This is a genomic window from Robiginitalea aurantiaca (assembly GCF_030380815.1).
Lineage (GTDB): Bacteria > Bacteroidota > Bacteroidia > Flavobacteriales > Flavobacteriaceae > Robiginitalea > Robiginitalea aurantiaca.
Map to the genome: position 1 here is coordinate 325,799 of NZ_JAUDUY010000003.1, position 15,621 is coordinate 341,419.

General features: G+C 48.5%; 18 protein-coding genes. 10 read left to right on the top strand and 8 right to left on the bottom strand.

The window, feature by feature from the left end:
* Nucleotides 1-7: 7 nt before the first annotated feature.
* Entirely contained in the window at nucleotides 8-322 is a 315-nt protein-coding gene (locus QU605_RS07890) for a T9SS type A sorting domain-containing protein (protein ID WP_289724742.1), read from the bottom strand.
* A 164-nt stretch (nucleotides 323-486) separates the two neighbouring features.
* Nucleotides 487-795, bottom strand: coding sequence for a T9SS type A sorting domain-containing protein (locus QU605_RS07895; protein ID WP_289724743.1), 309 nt, complete (start codon nucleotides 793-795; stop codon nucleotides 487-489).
* A 227-nt stretch (nucleotides 796-1,022) separates the two neighbouring features.
* On the opposite strand from QU605_RS07895, the gene QU605_RS07900 reads away from it, so the two are divergent.
* The 10 genes from QU605_RS07900 to QU605_RS07945 all read left to right on the top strand — a co-directional run bounded on the left by QU605_RS07900 (nucleotide 1,023) and on the right by QU605_RS07945 (nucleotide 9,672).
* Nucleotides 1,023-1,709 carry a response regulator transcription factor gene (locus tag QU605_RS07900; protein ID WP_289724744.1) on the top strand — a complete coding sequence of 229 codons (687 nt, stop codon included), beginning with the start codon at nucleotides 1,023-1,025 and terminating at the stop codon, nucleotides 1,707-1,709.
* A gap of 140 nt (nucleotides 1,710-1,849) precedes the next feature.
* The gene (locus QU605_RS07905; protein WP_434967921.1) at nucleotides 1,850-2,773 is read left to right on the top strand and encodes a sensor histidine kinase; all 924 of its coding nucleotides are present in this window, start codon (nucleotides 1,850-1,852) and stop codon (nucleotides 2,771-2,773) included.
* Nucleotides 2,774-2,833: 60 nt separating this feature from the next.
* The gene (gene trmB / locus QU605_RS07910) at nucleotides 2,834-3,511 is read left to right on the top strand and encodes a tRNA (guanosine(46)-N7)-methyltransferase TrmB (protein WP_289724746.1); all 678 of its coding nucleotides are present in this window, start codon (nucleotides 2,834-2,836) and stop codon (nucleotides 3,509-3,511) included.
* Nucleotides 3,508-4,137, top strand: a complete 630-nt coding sequence (locus QU605_RS07915; protein WP_289724747.1) for a LysE family transporter — start codon at nucleotides 3,508-3,510, stop codon at nucleotides 4,135-4,137. The genes trmB and QU605_RS07915 overlap by 4 nt, the downstream gene beginning before the upstream one ends.
* Before the next feature lie 5 nt (nucleotides 4,138-4,142).
* On the top strand, nucleotides 4,143-4,481 hold the full coding sequence (locus QU605_RS07920; protein ID WP_289724748.1) for an MGMT family protein: 339 nt from the start codon (nucleotides 4,143-4,145) through the stop codon (nucleotides 4,479-4,481).
* A 104-nt stretch (nucleotides 4,482-4,585) separates the two neighbouring features.
* The gene (locus tag QU605_RS07925) at nucleotides 4,586-5,731 is read left to right on the top strand and encodes an Mrp/NBP35 family ATP-binding protein (RefSeq protein WP_289724749.1); all 1,146 of its coding nucleotides are present in this window, start codon (nucleotides 4,586-4,588) and stop codon (nucleotides 5,729-5,731) included.
* A gap of 2 nt (nucleotides 5,732-5,733) precedes the next feature.
* Nucleotides 5,734-5,976 carry a NifU family protein gene (locus QU605_RS07930; protein WP_289724750.1) on the top strand — a complete coding sequence of 81 codons (243 nt, stop codon included), beginning with the start codon at nucleotides 5,734-5,736 and terminating at the stop codon, nucleotides 5,974-5,976.
* A 50-nt stretch (nucleotides 5,977-6,026) separates the two neighbouring features.
* Nucleotides 6,027-7,088 (top strand): NAD(P)/FAD-dependent oxidoreductase, encoded by a 1,062-nt coding sequence (locus QU605_RS07935; RefSeq protein WP_289724751.1) that lies wholly within the window; start codon nucleotides 6,027-6,029, stop codon nucleotides 7,086-7,088.
* 18 nt (nucleotides 7,089-7,106) lie between these two features.
* Nucleotides 7,107-7,436 (top strand): 2Fe-2S iron-sulfur cluster-binding protein, encoded by a 330-nt coding sequence (locus tag QU605_RS07940; protein WP_289724752.1) that lies wholly within the window; start codon nucleotides 7,107-7,109, stop codon nucleotides 7,434-7,436.
* A gap of 55 nt (nucleotides 7,437-7,491) precedes the next feature.
* A complete protein-coding gene (locus QU605_RS07945) occupies nucleotides 7,492-9,672 on the top strand; it encodes an acylase (RefSeq protein ID WP_289724753.1) in 2,181 nt (726 codons plus the stop codon).
* A gap of 10 nt (nucleotides 9,673-9,682) precedes the next feature.
* On the opposite strand, the gene QU605_RS07950 is transcribed toward QU605_RS07945, so the two are convergent.
* The 6 genes from QU605_RS07950 to QU605_RS07975 all read right to left on the bottom strand — a co-directional run bounded on the left by QU605_RS07950 (nucleotide 9,683) and on the right by QU605_RS07975 (nucleotide 15,524).
* Complete coding sequence (locus tag QU605_RS07950) at nucleotides 9,683-10,333, bottom strand: hypothetical protein (RefSeq protein WP_289724754.1); 651 nt, start codon at nucleotides 10,331-10,333, stop codon at nucleotides 9,683-9,685.
* Nucleotides 10,334-10,406: 73 nt separating this feature from the next.
* On the bottom strand, nucleotides 10,407-11,528 hold the full coding sequence (locus tag QU605_RS07955) for a D-TA family PLP-dependent enzyme (RefSeq protein ID WP_289724755.1): 1,122 nt from the start codon (nucleotides 11,526-11,528) through the stop codon (nucleotides 10,407-10,409).
* A gap of 14 nt (nucleotides 11,529-11,542) precedes the next feature.
* Complete coding sequence (locus tag QU605_RS07960; RefSeq protein ID WP_289724756.1) at nucleotides 11,543-12,016, bottom strand: RidA family protein; 474 nt, start codon at nucleotides 12,014-12,016, stop codon at nucleotides 11,543-11,545.
* A gap of 11 nt (nucleotides 12,017-12,027) precedes the next feature.
* The gene (locus QU605_RS07965) at nucleotides 12,028-13,344 is read right to left on the bottom strand and encodes a gluconate:H+ symporter (RefSeq protein ID WP_289724757.1); all 1,317 of its coding nucleotides are present in this window, start codon (nucleotides 13,342-13,344) and stop codon (nucleotides 12,028-12,030) included.
* Between the two features lie 63 nt (nucleotides 13,345-13,407).
* A complete protein-coding gene (locus QU605_RS07970) occupies nucleotides 13,408-14,559 on the bottom strand; it encodes an acyltransferase family protein (protein ID WP_289724758.1) in 1,152 nt (383 codons plus the stop codon).
* A gap of 68 nt (nucleotides 14,560-14,627) precedes the next feature.
* The gene (locus tag QU605_RS07975; protein ID WP_289724759.1) at nucleotides 14,628-15,524 is read right to left on the bottom strand and encodes a metallophosphoesterase; all 897 of its coding nucleotides are present in this window, start codon (nucleotides 15,522-15,524) and stop codon (nucleotides 14,628-14,630) included.
* Nucleotides 15,525-15,621 lie beyond the last annotated feature (97 nt).

The window sequence follows — 15,621 nt, forward strand, 5'->3', positions numbered from 1 at the left end:
TAAGCACTTATCGGATAACGAGTTTTTTTGTCGCAATCCGTTCTTCCTGTCGCAATTGAACCATGTAAACCCCGGGCACCAGAGAAGTTAAAATCAGCTTACGCGATTTCAGCCGGCGCTCCAGGACTACCTTACCAAAGAGGTCGTAAATTCGAATGTGTTTCGGGCCGCTGTGATCGGATTCTACATAAACGATCCCGTCCCGAACCGGGTTGGGGTGCAGTCGGAACTCCGCATCAGCGTTTCCAAAACCATTGTGGTTCTGCTGGGCTGAAATGGAGAAGCTAACCAGTAAGCAAATCAGGAGTAGAAGTTGCTTCATTAACGGTAATTGATTTGGGATCAATGAAAAGTAAGATACTTAAGGCCTGAAATTGAGAAAATTAAATGTTGCGAATGCGCAAATTTTGTAGGTGAATTCAGGCCGGTTTACCGATTATCGATATTATTTGCAGATGGTCGATGCGGTTGAGCGTAAAAAACGGACTATTTAACGACGAGTTTGCGAGTGGCAACATTGTCCTTTTCATATACCTGAATCAGGTACACGCCTGCTTTTAACCCGTTGAGGTTTAATTCTCTGCCCATGATCGTCGTTTCCAGAACCGGGGTGCCGAGGACATCGTAAATCCGGATTTTCTTGGGCATATCGGCGGCTGTGACAATATATACGGTACCTGAGGTAACGGGATTTGGATACATTTTGAAGCCCTCAATGTCCGCCTTATCGGATGTTTGCTGCCCGAAAGACGTCCCGATGGTGAATAGAAAAATGAGGAGGTAAAGGTGCTTCATATAAAACCTGGTACAGGGAATGAACAAATATAGGAATTTTGCCTGCTGATCACTTTCAGTGTCATCTAAAATTTATGTAAAATTCGATGAAATACCGCCTATCCGCAATTGCTACTTAAAGCGCATCAGATGTTATCAAATGGTTAGCAGTATTAATTTGGCGTAAACTAATGAGGCCTTCTGATGAATATGGTTAAATTTGAGAAAATCAATCACACACCAATTTTATGAAAAAGCAGGACATCAAAATTCTTCTGGTGGATGACGAGCCCGATATCCTGGAGATCCTGAGTTATAATCTATCTGCTGCCGGATACCAGGTGTTTACTGCGAAGAACGGGGCAGAGGGTGTTGAAAAGGCGAAGAAAATATCACCCAATCTCATCATTCTGGATGTGATGATGCCTGAAATGGATGGGATTGAAGCTTGTGAACTCATTCGAAAATCGAAGGGTTTGGAAGATACCATTATCGCATTTCTTACAGCAAGGGGGGAGGATTACTCCCAGGTAGCCGGTTTTGAGGCAGGTGCTGATGATTATATCACAAAACCTATCAAACCCAAAGTTTTTCTCAGCAAGGTGAAGTCTCTGTTGCGAAGACTGAAGAAAGCAGAAGAGGAGTCCACTGAGGTCTTGAAGGTGGGTGATCTTGTGATCAACAGGGAAGAGTATAAAGTGATCAATGGCGGACAGGAACTCATCCTGCCCAGAAAGGAATTTGAATTGCTCGCCCTTTTGGCATCCAAACCGGATAAAGTCTTCAAAAGGGAAGTTATCCTGGATAAAGTCTGGGGACAGGAAGTGGTGGTGGGAGGCCGGACCATCGACGTTCACATTCGAAAATTGCGGGAGAAAATAGGGGAATCTCATTTTAAGACCGTAAAAGGCGTGGGATATAAGTATGTTCAATAATGGCCATTCAACTCCGTAAATCCTATCGGTTTGCTTTTCGGTCATCTCTCTATATAACCTTGGCCCTGGCTCTGGGCGGTTTCCTCATCCTCTATTTTCTGGACCTTCTGGGGGCTTATTGGCATTGGTACATCCTGTGCATGCTTATCACTTTTCTGATTTGCTTTGTAATCCTTCAGGTTCGCGTCGAGAAGTTTATCTACAGGCGAATTAAACAGATTTACGACGATGTATCCCTTTTGGAAACGACCTCCTTTACCTCGGGTCCGATTACAACGGATATGAAAACACTGACGGCCGAAATCGAAAAGTTTGCCAAGGACAAAAAAATCGAAATTGATACCCTGAAAATCCGTGAGGAATACCGCAAGGAGTTTCTGGGTAATGTATCTCACGAACTCAAGACACCGCTTTTTACGGTGCAGGGATACATCCATACGCTACTGGATGGGGCACTTCAGGATAAGAAGGTGCGAAAAAAGTATTTACAACGTGCCGCAAAAGGAGTTGAAAGGCTCATATATATTATCAAGGACCTTGATCTGATTACAAAGTTGGAAATTGGGGAGCTCCATCTGGAAATAGAGGAGTTCGACATCATTGAACTTATTCAAAATGTCTTTGACCTTCTCGAGATGAAGGCCGCCAAGATGCGAATTTCACTGGTCTTTGATATGGAGTATACCGAACCGATCCTCGTAAGGGCTGATAAGGAGAAAATTCAACAGGTCTTAACCAATTTACTTGTCAATTCCATTAAGTACGGCCACGAGGACGGAACCACTGAGGTGAGTGTGGAAAACCTGATCAAGAACAAGGTGATAGTAAGGGTTACCGATAATGGAGAAGGCATCGCGGAACAGCACCTTACCAGGCTTTTTGAAAGGTTTTACAGGGTAGACAAGAGCGGAAGTCGACGGGAAGGAGGATCTGGCCTGGGGCTGGCCATCGTAAAGCATATCATCGAGGCCCATAACGAGAAAATATATGTGGAAAGCGTGGTCGATGTGGGGTCTGAGTTTTCGTTTACGCTTGAAAAGGCAGTCGAAACTGAGGCCACCTGAGTTCCGGGATCACCTATTTTAGTAGTTTTGTAGGCTTTTAGTTACAACTTATATGGCGTTATGGGTTCCAAAAACAAACTGAAACGTTTCAGGGACAATGCATCCTTTAAAAATGTGATCCAACCGGAACGCGATGAGGTTCTCCGGGGAGACTTTGAACTTCGAAACCGTTGGGAGTCATTTTTTGGCAATGCGAACCCGATTGTTTTGGAACTTGGTTGTGGTAAGGGGGAATACACTCTTGCACTGTCAGAACAGAATCCGGACAAGAACTACATTGGCGTGGATATTAAGGGAGCGCGCATATGGAGCGGAGCTAAAGCGGCTTTGGAAGACAATCGGTCAAATGTCTGTTTCCTTCGCTCTCAGATTGAACTGATTGATCTGCTGTTCGGTCCGGGGGAGGTAAGTGAGATCTGGATTACATTTCCCGATCCTCAAATCAAATACAAGCGCACCAAACACCGTATGACCAATTTGAAGTTTATTGAGAAATACAAACACATTCTGGCAAAGGATGGCATTGTGCATCTGAAGACGGATAGTGAATTCATGCACGGGTATACCCTGGGCATACTTCATGCTTCAGAGATTCCCGTGATCTATTCAAATCACGATATTTACAACAATGGAGGCGCGCCTGAAGAAGTTTTAAGGACGCAAACCTATTACGAGAGCCAATACCTGGAACAGGACAAGCCGATAACCTATTTGTCCTTTAGATTCAACCCGGAATGACCCACCTGCTCACCCTCTTTTTTGCAACGTTCTCAGCGGCCTTTATGGCTACTGTACCCCCGGGATTGCTGAATATGAATGCGGCTAAAACCAGTGTTGAGAAAGGAAAAGTGGCTGGTATAGTCTTTAGTCTTGGCGTCGCTACAACAGTAATGATACAGGCCTATGTAGGTGTCCTGATATCCAAGTACCTGTACAGGAACCCTGAGATTATTGTCGGGTTGCAGAAGGCAGCTCTGATTGTTTTTGCCTTTTTCGCATTGTTTTTTTACTTCAAGGCACGCAGGAATACTGAAAAACCCATAGACCTGACCTCGGTCAGCCGGAAGAACAGCTTTTTTAAAGGGTTTTTGCTGGCCTCGCTAAACTTCCTGACAATCCCCTACTACAGTGCCCTGAACGCTATGTGGAACAGTTCGGGCTGGATACAGTTTGCTTTCTGGGATATAGCCATATTTATTTTTGCAGCCGGCTGCGGGTCTTTTACCATGCTCTATCTCTACACGATCTATTTCAACAAACTCGAATCCCGGAAGAATGCTTTTTCCCGGAATTCAAACTACATCCTGAGCCTGCTGATGCTCATCCTGCTGGTCATTACACTTATACGGATCTACTATACCTGAAGGCCATGGAAAAGGAAGGTTTTTTCGAGCGGGTTTATGCAGTGGTCAGGCAGGTACCCTATGGCCGGGTCACCTCTTATGGCGCGATAGCCCGTTTCCTGGGAACCGGGGGAAGCGCCCGTATGGTGGGCTGGGCTATGAATAATGCGCATAATCTGGAAGATGTGCCCGCACATCGGGTGGTAAACCGAAATGGGGTTTTAACCGGCAAGCATCACTTTCCGGGTACCCGATTGATGGAGCAATTACTGGAAAATGAGGGCGTGAAGATCGTGGACGACCAGGTTGTGGATTTTAAGACCCGTTTCTGGGATCCTTCAGTCGCCCTGGGCAATCGTGATTAACCCCTATTTGTTCAGTCGCCCGACACCGTTTTTGAAGCAGAAGCCTTCTTCCACAATTCAGATCGAAGCCGTATCTTTGCAGGATAATTCCAAAGCCTCGGACTATGGCGGTATCGCTCGATAAAAAAGAGATTTATAAGGCCCTTGAAACGATTACAGTTCCAGGAGAAGGTGGTAATATGGTCGCCACCGGGGCCGTTCGTAATGTGCAGGTCTTCGGGGATGAAGTTGTTGTGGACATTACCATTAAAAACCCAAGTCTTCAGGCCCGTAAAAAAAGCGAGGTCAGTATCCTGCAGGCCATTCATAAGCACGTTTATGCGAAAGCCAAGATCACAGTCAATGTGACCGTAGAGGCTGCAACAAAACCCAGGGTGGCCCCGATAAAAGGCAAGGCCATTCCCGGGATACAGAATATCATTGCCGTGGCGAGCGGAAAAGGGGGCGTAGGCAAATCTACAGTGACGGCAAACCTGGCTGTAACCCTTGCCAAAATGGGGTTTGAGGTCGGAATTCTGGACGCCGATATTTATGGCCCTTCCATCCCTATCATGTTCGATGTGGCGGATGAGAAACCTATCGCTGTATCTATAGACGGTAAGTCCCGGATGCGCCCCGTGGAAAACTACGGAGTAAAAATGCTTTCAATAGGCTTCTTTACCCAACCCGACCAGGCCGTCATCTGGAGGGGGCCGATGGCTTCAAAGGCTTTGAACCAAATGATTTTCGACGCTCATTGGGGTCAGCTGGATTTTCTTCTTGTGGATCTTCCTCCGGGAACGGGGGACATTCATCTGAGTATTATGCAGGCACTCCCCGTTACGGGTGCCGTGGTCGTTAGCACGCCCCAGCAGATCGCTTTGGCCGATGCCCGGAAAGGAGTAGCGATGTTCCAACAGGAAGCGATCAGTGTACCGGTTTTGGGTATTCTTGAAAATATGGCCTATTTCACCCCCGAGGAGTTACCGGATCACAAATATTATATCTTTGGTCAGCACGGAGCCCGAAATCTGGCTGCAGATATGGAGATCCCATTTATGGGTGAGATTCCACTGGTGCAGGGGATTAGGGAAGCCGCGGATGTGGGCAGACCTGCAGCCATGCAGAAAGATTCGCTGTCATCTCTGGCATTTGAGGAAGCCACAAAAAACATGGTAAGTCAGCTCGTTTTGAGAAACACCAACCTTCCTCCCACGGAAGCGATTAAAATAACCACCATGGCGGGTTGTGAAGCCGTTAAAAAGAAATGAGTATGACTTCTGAAGAATTGAAGCAAAAAGTAGAAGATGCGCTGGAGGAAATTCGGCCCTTTCTCCAAAACGACGGTGGAGACATCACCCTTGTGGATATAGAGGATGACAGGCTTGTCAAAGTTCGTTTGGAGGGGAACTGCGTTGGATGTTCAGTAAACCAAATGACCCTGAAAAGCGGGGTCGAGATGACCATAAAGAAGCACGCCCCCCAGATAGAAGAGGTGGTAAATCTCGCTGTTTAACACCGAAGCATTGCCAGATTCTACAGGAAGGAATTTCTAAGTTTCTATGAATGATTAAGACAGACATACTCATAATTGGAGCTGGCCCTACAGGGCTTTTTGCTGTTTTTGAAGCCGGGCTTTTACAGTTAAAGTGCCACCTGATCGATGCTTTGCCCCAGGCAGGAGGACAGCTGGCGGAGATTTATCCCAAAAAACCCATTTACGATATTCCCGGGTTTCCTGAAGTGATGGCAGGAGAGCTGGTAGCCAACCTGATGGAGCAAATAAAGCCTTTCCAGCCTGGTTTTACGCTGGGTCAACGCGCTGAGACCATTGAAAAACTGGAAGATGGAACTTTTGTGGTCACGACCAATGAGGGAATACAGCACCATGCTCCCGTGGTAGCCATTGCAGGCGGACTCGGAAGCTTCGAACCCCGGAAACCCCTTCTGGAAGGACTTGAGGGGTATGAAGATAAGGGCGTGGCTTACATGATCAGGGATCCGGAGATCTATCGCGATAAGCGGGTGCTGATCGCAGGTGGGGGTGACTCTGCCCTGGACTGGAGTATATTCCTGGCCGGGGTGGCACGTGAAGTTACCCTGGTGCACCGACGGAATGAATTCAGGGGTGCCCTGGACTCGGTCGAGAAGGTACAGGAACTAAAAAACCTGGGTAAAATCCGACTGATAACACCTGCGGAGGTTGTGCAGGTAGCGGGAAAAGATAAACTCGAAAGCGTGCTGGTCCGCCGGAATTCGGATCCCGAAGAGGATATTCTCGTGGAGCTGGATGCGTTTATTCCATTATTCGGTTTGTCTCCCAAACTCGGGCCAATCTCAAACTGGGGTCTTGAAATTGAAAAGAATGCGATTAAGGTGGATAACACCCTGGACTACCAAACGAACATACCCGGTATTTATGCCATTGGGGATGTCAATACCTATCCCGGAAAGCTTAAACTCATCCTTTGCGGATTCCATGAGGCGACCTTAATGTGCCAAAGTGCCTACCAGCGGATTCACCCGGAGAAGCGTTACGTGATGAAATACACCACGGTTGGGGGCGTAACCGGATTTGACGGTAGTAAGAAGGAGGCTCCCAAAGCAGTGGTAAAGGCAATCGATTAATCAAATGCGCCTAGTGTCATGAGTGATATTCAGATAAGCATAACAGATCGGGAAGGTGTCGTGCACGCCGTTGAGGCTCCCACAGATATGAATATGAACCTGATGGAGCTCGTGCGCGCCTACGAACTGGCACCCGAGGGAACCATCGGGGTTTGCGGGGGCATGGCCATGTGCGCTTCCTGTCAGTGCTATGTGTTAACCGGGCACGCCCTTCCTGAAAAATCTGACGAAGAAGAGGCCATGCTTTCCGAAGCGTTTTACGTTAAGGAAAACAGCCGTTTGGGTTGCCAGATTGCTCTCAAACCCGAATTGGAAGGCCTGAGCGTGGCGCTTGCTCCAGAGAGTTAATAGGGGGTTCTTTTAGGTTTTTTGGGTATCTTCCTCCGCAAAACTGACCTTCCTGATGAAAACATGTTATTTTATTGTATTCCTGACACTTGTGTTAGCATGTGGTGATGCCCCTGTGGACCCTGAGGTTCAATCCTGGGAAGAACAAGCAGCCCGCGTGACGATTATCCGGGACGATTTTGGCGTCCCACATGTATACGGTAAAACCGATGCCGATGCGGTATTTGGCTTGCTGTATGCACAGTGTGAAGACGATTTTAACCGGGTGGAACAGAACTATATCTGGGCCATTGGGCGCCTGGCTGAAATTGAGGGTGAGGAGGCTCTATACAGCGACCTCAGAGCCCGGCTTTTTATGTCAAAGGAAGCGGCCATTGCCGCCTATGAAAACAGTCCGGACTGGTTAAAGGAGTTGTGCGATGCCTTTGCAGACGGGATTAATTACTACCTCCATACCCATCCCGAAGTCACCCCCAAACTCCTTACGCGTTTTGAACCCTGGATGCCTATGTATTTCAGTGAAGGGTCTATTGGCGGGGATATCGAGCGGATCAGTACCCGAAAACTGCAGGCGTACTACGAAGAAGGCATTTCCTTCCCGGAGGCCGAATCCTTGGAAATAGAAAAAAGGGAGGCTGAACTGGAACCCCAGGGATCTAATGGTATCGCCATAGACGGTTCCCTGACGGAATCGGGTAACGCCATGCTCCTGATTAACCCGCACACCTCTTTCTATTTCAGAGGGGAGGTTCATATGGTGAGTGAAGAAGGCCTCAATGCCTACGGGGCAGTTACCTGGGGACAGTTTTTTATCTATCAGGGATTCAATGAGAAAACGGGCTGGATGCATACCTCCACCTATACAGATGTTTTGGATGAATTTGTCGAGACGATTACCGAAGTTGAAGGTGCGCCCCTTTACCAGTACGGGGAGGAACTCAGGCCTGTCCGCACTTCAGAGATTACACTTTCGTACACATCCGGTGATGGTTTGCTCCAGCGGACGTTCCCGGCTTACCACACCCATCACGGACCGATTACGCATCAATTCGATGGCAAACCTGTGGCCACGGCCATGATGTGGGATCCGGCACGGGCGCTGGAGCAGTCATTTATCCGAACCAAACAGGATTCATATGCCGGATTCAGGCAGATGATGGATATTCGTACAAACTCATCGAATAATACGGTGTACGCCGATGCAGACGGTAACATCGCATACTTCCATGGGAATTTTATCCCAAGGCGGGACCCATCTATTAACTATAGGCTTCCTGTGGATGGCAGCAACCCGGCTACAGACTGGCAGGGCTTGCATTCAGTGGATGAGAGTATCTTGGTATTTAACCCATCCAATGGCTGGATTCAGAATTGCAATTCCACACCCTATACCTCGGCCCTGGAGCATAGCCCGAAGCGGGGTGCGTATCCGAATTATATGTCTGCCGATCGCGAAAATTTCAGGGGAGTTCACGCTATTGACCTTTTAAAGGAAGCTTCGGATCTTACCCTCGATAAATTAATCGATCTGGCATACGACCCGCGCCTCCCTGCTTTTGAAGCCCTGATCCCCGGCCTTATAGAGGCCTACGACAGGCAGCAGAACCCGGAGCCCGGGCTAGAGGCGGCTATCGACACCTTACGGCAGTGGAATTTCAGGACTTCTGAAGGTTCCGTGGCAATGACCCTGGCGCATTTTTATGGCACCTCGTATGGGCGTACAGACAATCGCCCGCCTGGCTTGAGCGATATGGAGTTAATGCAGTACCTGGGTTCTGAATCCCCGGATGCTGAGCGGCTATCTGCCTTTAGGGAGGTACTGGAAACCCTGACCAGGGACTTTGGCCAGTGGTCAACACCCTGGGGAGAGGTCAATCGGTACCAGCGAATCAATGGCGACATCCGACAGCCCTTTGACGATTCCAAACCGAGCATACCCATAGGGTTTGCTTCCGGACGTTGGGGAGCCCTTGCCGCATATGGTGCGAGATACAACAACAACACCAAACGCATTTATGGAACCCGGGGTAACAGTTTTGTAGCAGTCGTGGAATTCGGAGAGAAGGTACGCGCCAAATCTATTTTGGCAGGAGGCCAGAGTGGTGATCCCGAATCGCCCCATTTCGATGACCAGTCGGAGCGATATGCCAAGGCAAAGTTTAAGGATGTCCCCTTTTACGAAGCAGATGTGCGCTCCAGAGCGCAGGAGGAATATCAACCGGGCAAGAGAAAGTAGGAACTGGGCTTTATTGAGCCTCTTTTACCACGATAAGGGAAGCCTTGGAACCTGTGGAAAGGAGCCATTTATTGGAGAACATCAACTTGCCATTTTCGTTGTAGACATCAATCTGAGCCGTATTCGGCCCGGAGGACCCCTGGTTCAGCGCTTCGAATTCAAGGCGGTTGAATCCTTCGTCCAGTTCAACATTGATTCCTTTGAAGGCCCCTGTTAACAGCACATTGGGTTCAACGACCATGCCATTGGCATAGATCCTAACCCGGTCTCCATCCACATATTCGTGATCGCGGCAGACAACCCCGATAAACTTGGAGGCTGTTTTTACATCCCCCAGGTACATATCCCCAAAGTGCTCAGATTTACCCTGCTGCCTTTCTGAGATATTTGGTTTGAGGATCAAATTATGGCCTGCCTGCTTTAACTCTGTATCGGGTTGCATTTTAACAGGCCTTTTATATAGATCATCGTTGAGGTTGAGATTCGGGGTTTTACCGAAGGTAGAAGGGGTCGAGAGCCCTAGGCCACTTGAGGTACTGGGGGTAACTCCTTTATCGGGATTTGCCTCAATTCTGAGTTTCCGACTATTGGGTATATCGGTCTGTGCGGATAAGGGTCCGGCAAAACAACATAGCGCGATAAAGGCATATAGGAATCGCATACAACCGATTTACAGGGTAAAATTAACAAATACCCTGCCAAACAAAGTTGTAAATTCGTTAAAATGCGCGGCTTTAATCCTGCAAGTGATAGTCTCTTGCAGCTATTTTCCAACTCCCTGTAACGACGCCCTGCTCTACAGTGAGTGCTTTTGGGTATTTAATTACCGTTGGGCAGATGTGCATGGGGATTGCATAGAATACCATTCCAACGGGCAGGGTGTCAGCTATTTCACTCTCAATCACCAAGTGTTCTTCACTCTGGCTTATTTGTTTGTTTTCCGGTAATTGGGGAAGATAAATCCGCGGAAAATCCATTTCTGCGGCCACAGCTTTATGCCCGAGATCGAGGCAGAAAATTCCCTGGGCCGGTTTGCTGATCAATCGGCACAATACCACAGCGGCAGGCAGAAAAGGCATTACAGGAAATTGGGCTCCGTAGCGGGCATCCCATAGCAGTGTTGTCCCAGGGCTCAGTTCCACGCCCTCCCTTTTGGCGTGGATCGGGAAGGTTGGAGATCCCCCGGCAATGATCACGGGTACATTTAAACCCTCCTTCCTCAGGGTTTCCCTAAAAGTTTCTACGCTTTTAAAAGCGGTGTCGCAATCTTTTTCCCTTACCGCCCTGTCAGGGTTTCTCAAATGTCCGTCGTAAAGGTGAATCCCACGACAATCCAGGTGGCTTGCTGAAGACATGCTCCTGTAGAGTTCGGCTGCCCGGGGGCCCGGGGAGATCCCTGTCCGGTTCATGCCAACATTCAAGTCAATAAAAACACCGAGTCGAACGCCTTCCGCTTCGCAAGTTTTTTCAAGGGCATTCAGGGCATTCAGATTATCGACAAGGCATGAAAATCGGGTGTGCGGATATTTCTTTTGCAGTCTTGCCATGCGGCGAATACCCGGTCCGATCAGGGGGTACGCTACCAGGACGTCCCCGGCCTTACACCGGGCCAGCAATTCAGCCTCCGCAAGGGTGGCACATTTAAATTTTCGGATTCCCACCTCCTGCTGCAGCCCTATAATCTCAGCCATTTTATGGGTTTTAATATGCGGTCTCAGGCGATCGGGACTCCCTGCAATTTTGAGCATTTGCCCAATATTATATGCGATACGCTCCGGGTAGATCAACAGGGCCGGAGAGTCTATCTGCTCCGTATCCTTAAGGGCATACCATGAATTCTGAGTTTCCGGGTCCATTTTAAAGCATTGGATTAGTTGCTGTGCAGTTTAAAAATCGCTTCAATTTCCACGGCTACATTCCCGGGCAGAAACATCCCTACCGCAGATCGGGCCCCAACCCCTTTTTCAGGTCCAAACACCTCTGCCATCAATTCGCTGTAACCATTAATTACATAGGGATAGTCGTGAAAATCGGGACTGCCGTTGACCATCCCGAGAGACTTGACAAGGTAATCCAGGGTGTCCAGAGGCCCGAAATGGGTTCGTATGGTTGACAGCATTGTAAGCCCAACCTGACGGGCAGCTGCCTTTGCCGCCTCCCGGTCAATGTCGATACCGGCGCGTCCACAGATGTACGAGCCGTCTGCCTTCATTGGCGCTTGCCCTGATACATACAGGTAGCCGTCCGTTACGCGAATGGGTTTGTACAATCCGGCCGGAGGTGGTGCTGGTGGCAGCTTCAGACCTAAGGCTTGTAAGCGTTTTTCGGGTGTTGTGTGTTCCATATGAATTTGTTTTATAAGAAAGCGTCGAGTATCAGTACCCCTATAAGTCCCATAATGCCAACCGTGGTTTCCATTACGGTCCATGTGCGGAGTGTATCCGCTACCGAAAGGTTGAAGTACTCTTTAAAGAGCCAGAATCCGCTGTCGTTGACATGGGAAAGCATCAGGCTGCCGGAACCAATGGCCAGGACCATGAGTTCAGGGGCGACTCCTGAAGTGCCGATCAGCGGAAGTACAATCCCTGCTGCGGTAAGTCCTGCTACCGTCGCAGAACCTACGCACACCCGGATTACCGTTGCGATTCCCCAGGCCAGGATAAGGGGTGATACACTGGACTGGGATAATAAGGCTCCAATGTACTGACTTACACCACTTTGGATAAGTACTTCTTTGAGGGCTCCCGCCCCGGCTATAATCAGGAGGACCATGGTGATCCCTGAAACCGAATCCCCTGCCGATGTCATCACTTCCTTCATCGTCCTGCCACGGGCCAGTCCGAGGGTATAAATAGCCACAAGGACAGATAGCAACATGGCGATCACCGGATTGCCAAGAAATTGAATCGCTTTGGAAATCCAGAGGGTTTCCGGAAGAAAAAATCCTGAAAGTGCCGCCATTCCGATCAATACAACAGGGAGCAAGGCCGTGAGAATACTTACCCAAATCCCCGGCATTTCCTCTTCTGAAAGTATTTTGGGGTTTACAAATTCCTTAAGCGGGCTCGCTGGAATTTTGGTAAAAAACCGCGACAAAAAGGGTCCGGCTACCGCGATGGCGGGAATGGCGATAAGAATGCCGTACAAAAGGGTTTTTCCCAGATCTGCCTGAAAAATCTCAGATATGGCCGTGGGTGCAGGATGAGGCGGGAGATATCCGTGTGTAACCGAGAGGGAGGCGAGCATGGGCATGCCGACATAGAGCAGGGGCAACCCGGTGGCTGCTGCCACTGTGAACACCAATGGCACAAGAATGACGAAGCCTACCGTGTAAAACATCGGAATACCCACAATAAAGCCTGTAAGTACTACAGCCCATTGTACATTCTTTTTTCCGAATCGGGAGACCAGCTGGGAAGTAATTCTCTGGGCTGCTCCACTATCTGCTACCAGTTTGCCCAGCATGGCGCCAAGGCCCAATATGATCAGCAGGAACCCCAGCGTATTGCCAATCCCGTCTTCGATAGCCGCCACCAGGGTTTCAAGATCCATGCCTTCAGCAAGGCCTACGGCCAGAGATACGATAATAAAGGCAATAAACGCATTGAGTTTAAAACGTGCGATCAGCAGGAATAACAGGAGAATCCCCAGGATAACAATTAACAAAGGCATTGCACAGGATCAGGTTGGTTTCGGTTTAAAGATACATTTTTCCCTATTCTAGTTCCAATTGGGCTAAGGGGAATAAGGCATCCTTTCTGTTTTGTCCCTGACTGTCTTTTTCAGCCCAAAAAAAGGATGTAACCATGGAAGAGGAAGAATAACCAGCTGGTAGAGGAGGTAACACCCCCCGAAAGTCCCGAAAGTAAGCATGAAGGCTTTAGGCCAGAATCCCCAGTTGAGATCCATAATGAAATATGCGATAATCAGTGTCAGGGTCTGATGAAGGATATAAAAAGGGTATACGGCCCGATTGAAATACCTAAGCCATTTACTGGGTTTGTTCAGGTAAACGGCACTATACCCGAAGAGCACGAAAATCCAGGTCCAGAGGTTGAAGACTTTAAAACCGGCCTCCGTGAAATGGCGCAAGGAGCTATCTTCGAATTGCCAGATCACAGCCAAAACAAGAAAACTGCCAATCCCGAGCATCAGGTTTCTTCTGCGATATCGGGTAACATTGTCCCAAAAATCCTCACCACTTGCCAATAGCAAGAACCCGTAGACAAAGAGCGTCCCGAAATTCAGTAATGCAAACCAGTCGCCTACCAGCGCATGGGTCACATTAAAGAAGGGCTCAAGCAGGGCCTCCATAAGGTAGAGGGGCAAAATAAACACGATCCAGCCCCATGGGCTTTTTAATTTGGCCCGGACCCAGGAAACCCCTTTTCCAGGTCGGTCAATGATCCGGCGGAAGGGCCAGGCCATCACCAGGGAATAAACCAGTAAATAGGGCAGAAACCAGAGGTGGTGCCAGCTCAAATTTCCCTCCGGGTAGATTCCGCTAAAGGCTTCAGAAGGAAAGTAACTCCAATAGGAGCCATGAAATTCCCCGTTTGCCAGGCGTTCTAAATACACCTGTGGTGGAACGATAAGGAGCATCCCGAAAATCAGCGGGATACCAAGGCGGCGTAAACGTTCCCAGGAGTACTGTGCGGGCGAACGAAAAGAATATGCGTAATACGTACCCATGCCCGAAATCAGAAAAAGGATGGGCAAACGCCATTGATTCACAAAGAGCATGGGCCATCGCAATTCCGGATAGATGACATTGTTTTTAAGATGCCAGCCCCAGGGGACGAAGAACATCCCAACATGGTAGAAGATCAAAAGGGCAAACACACCTACACGTAACCAGTCTAAATCGTAACGTCTTAATTTTTGCATCGGAAATTTTGTTTTAAATACCCGATCGGAATTTGAGCTATGAGGTCTTCCAGTGATGCCATAAAGTATTAGGTAATGGAGTAGTCCTTCAGGTATTGGGGCCCTTCAAGGACCAGTCTGACAACCCGGAGGTTTCCTTCATCCGAGGTGGAAATGAGCCATTTGATCAGCGTGATCTGACCCTTCTCTATTTCAATACCAGTGATGCTCCTGGGGTGTACACAACTCCCATCATTAAACAAAGGGATTTCACCGGGTTCCGGAAACCTGGGTCGGTGGGTATGTCCCACAATGGTCATTGTCAGATTGCGGCTCAGAATCCATTTCTTTAAGCGTTTCTCGATCCGAATGAGCTCTTTATAATTTTTTGCGGGAGAGGTGGGGTCTGCTATACCCCAGACTTGCAACGGTTTCCATAGAATTCGAACCATAAACCGGCTCCACCGCCAGAAGGTATAGTTCCACCAGTCCGCCTGGTGCCCGTGGCACAGAAAAATTTCCTGACCCGTACCCTCGTGTTCCAGGATTAGCCCTTCATGGTAGGTCAGGCCGTCGAACAGGGCTTTTTCCTTTCCGTCTATGGGTTCAAAGTAGGTGTGGAGATTTTCCTTCACTACCTCTGGGTCCTTGTATACCATGTCGTGATTCCCCCAAATCAAGTGAAGTCGATTATCGAGATGAAACAACTTCAGAAGCTGATATACGTTTTTATGGGCCTCAAAAATAGATTCGAACTTAATGTTTTCCCACAATTCATCTCCGTCACCCAGTTCGATATAGTGAAAACCGTTGTGGTAATACTGCTTAAGGGCATGGAAATAGATGTTGCGGTTGTTGGCGAATTCGTCCGCGAAACTGTTATCACCCCGGTGACAATCACTGAAAAAGATAAACTTGGAATCGTCGTTAAAGGGAATTCGCGTTGCTTGGGTATAAGCCCTGTCCAGACGTTTAGCAGATCCCATAAGTGGATAGAAGGGAATGTTAGGGTTATAAGAGGGAAGAAATCAAACAGGAGACCTGAGGCGGCTAAGCGGATTTCAAACCCTTTGAGTCATTAAT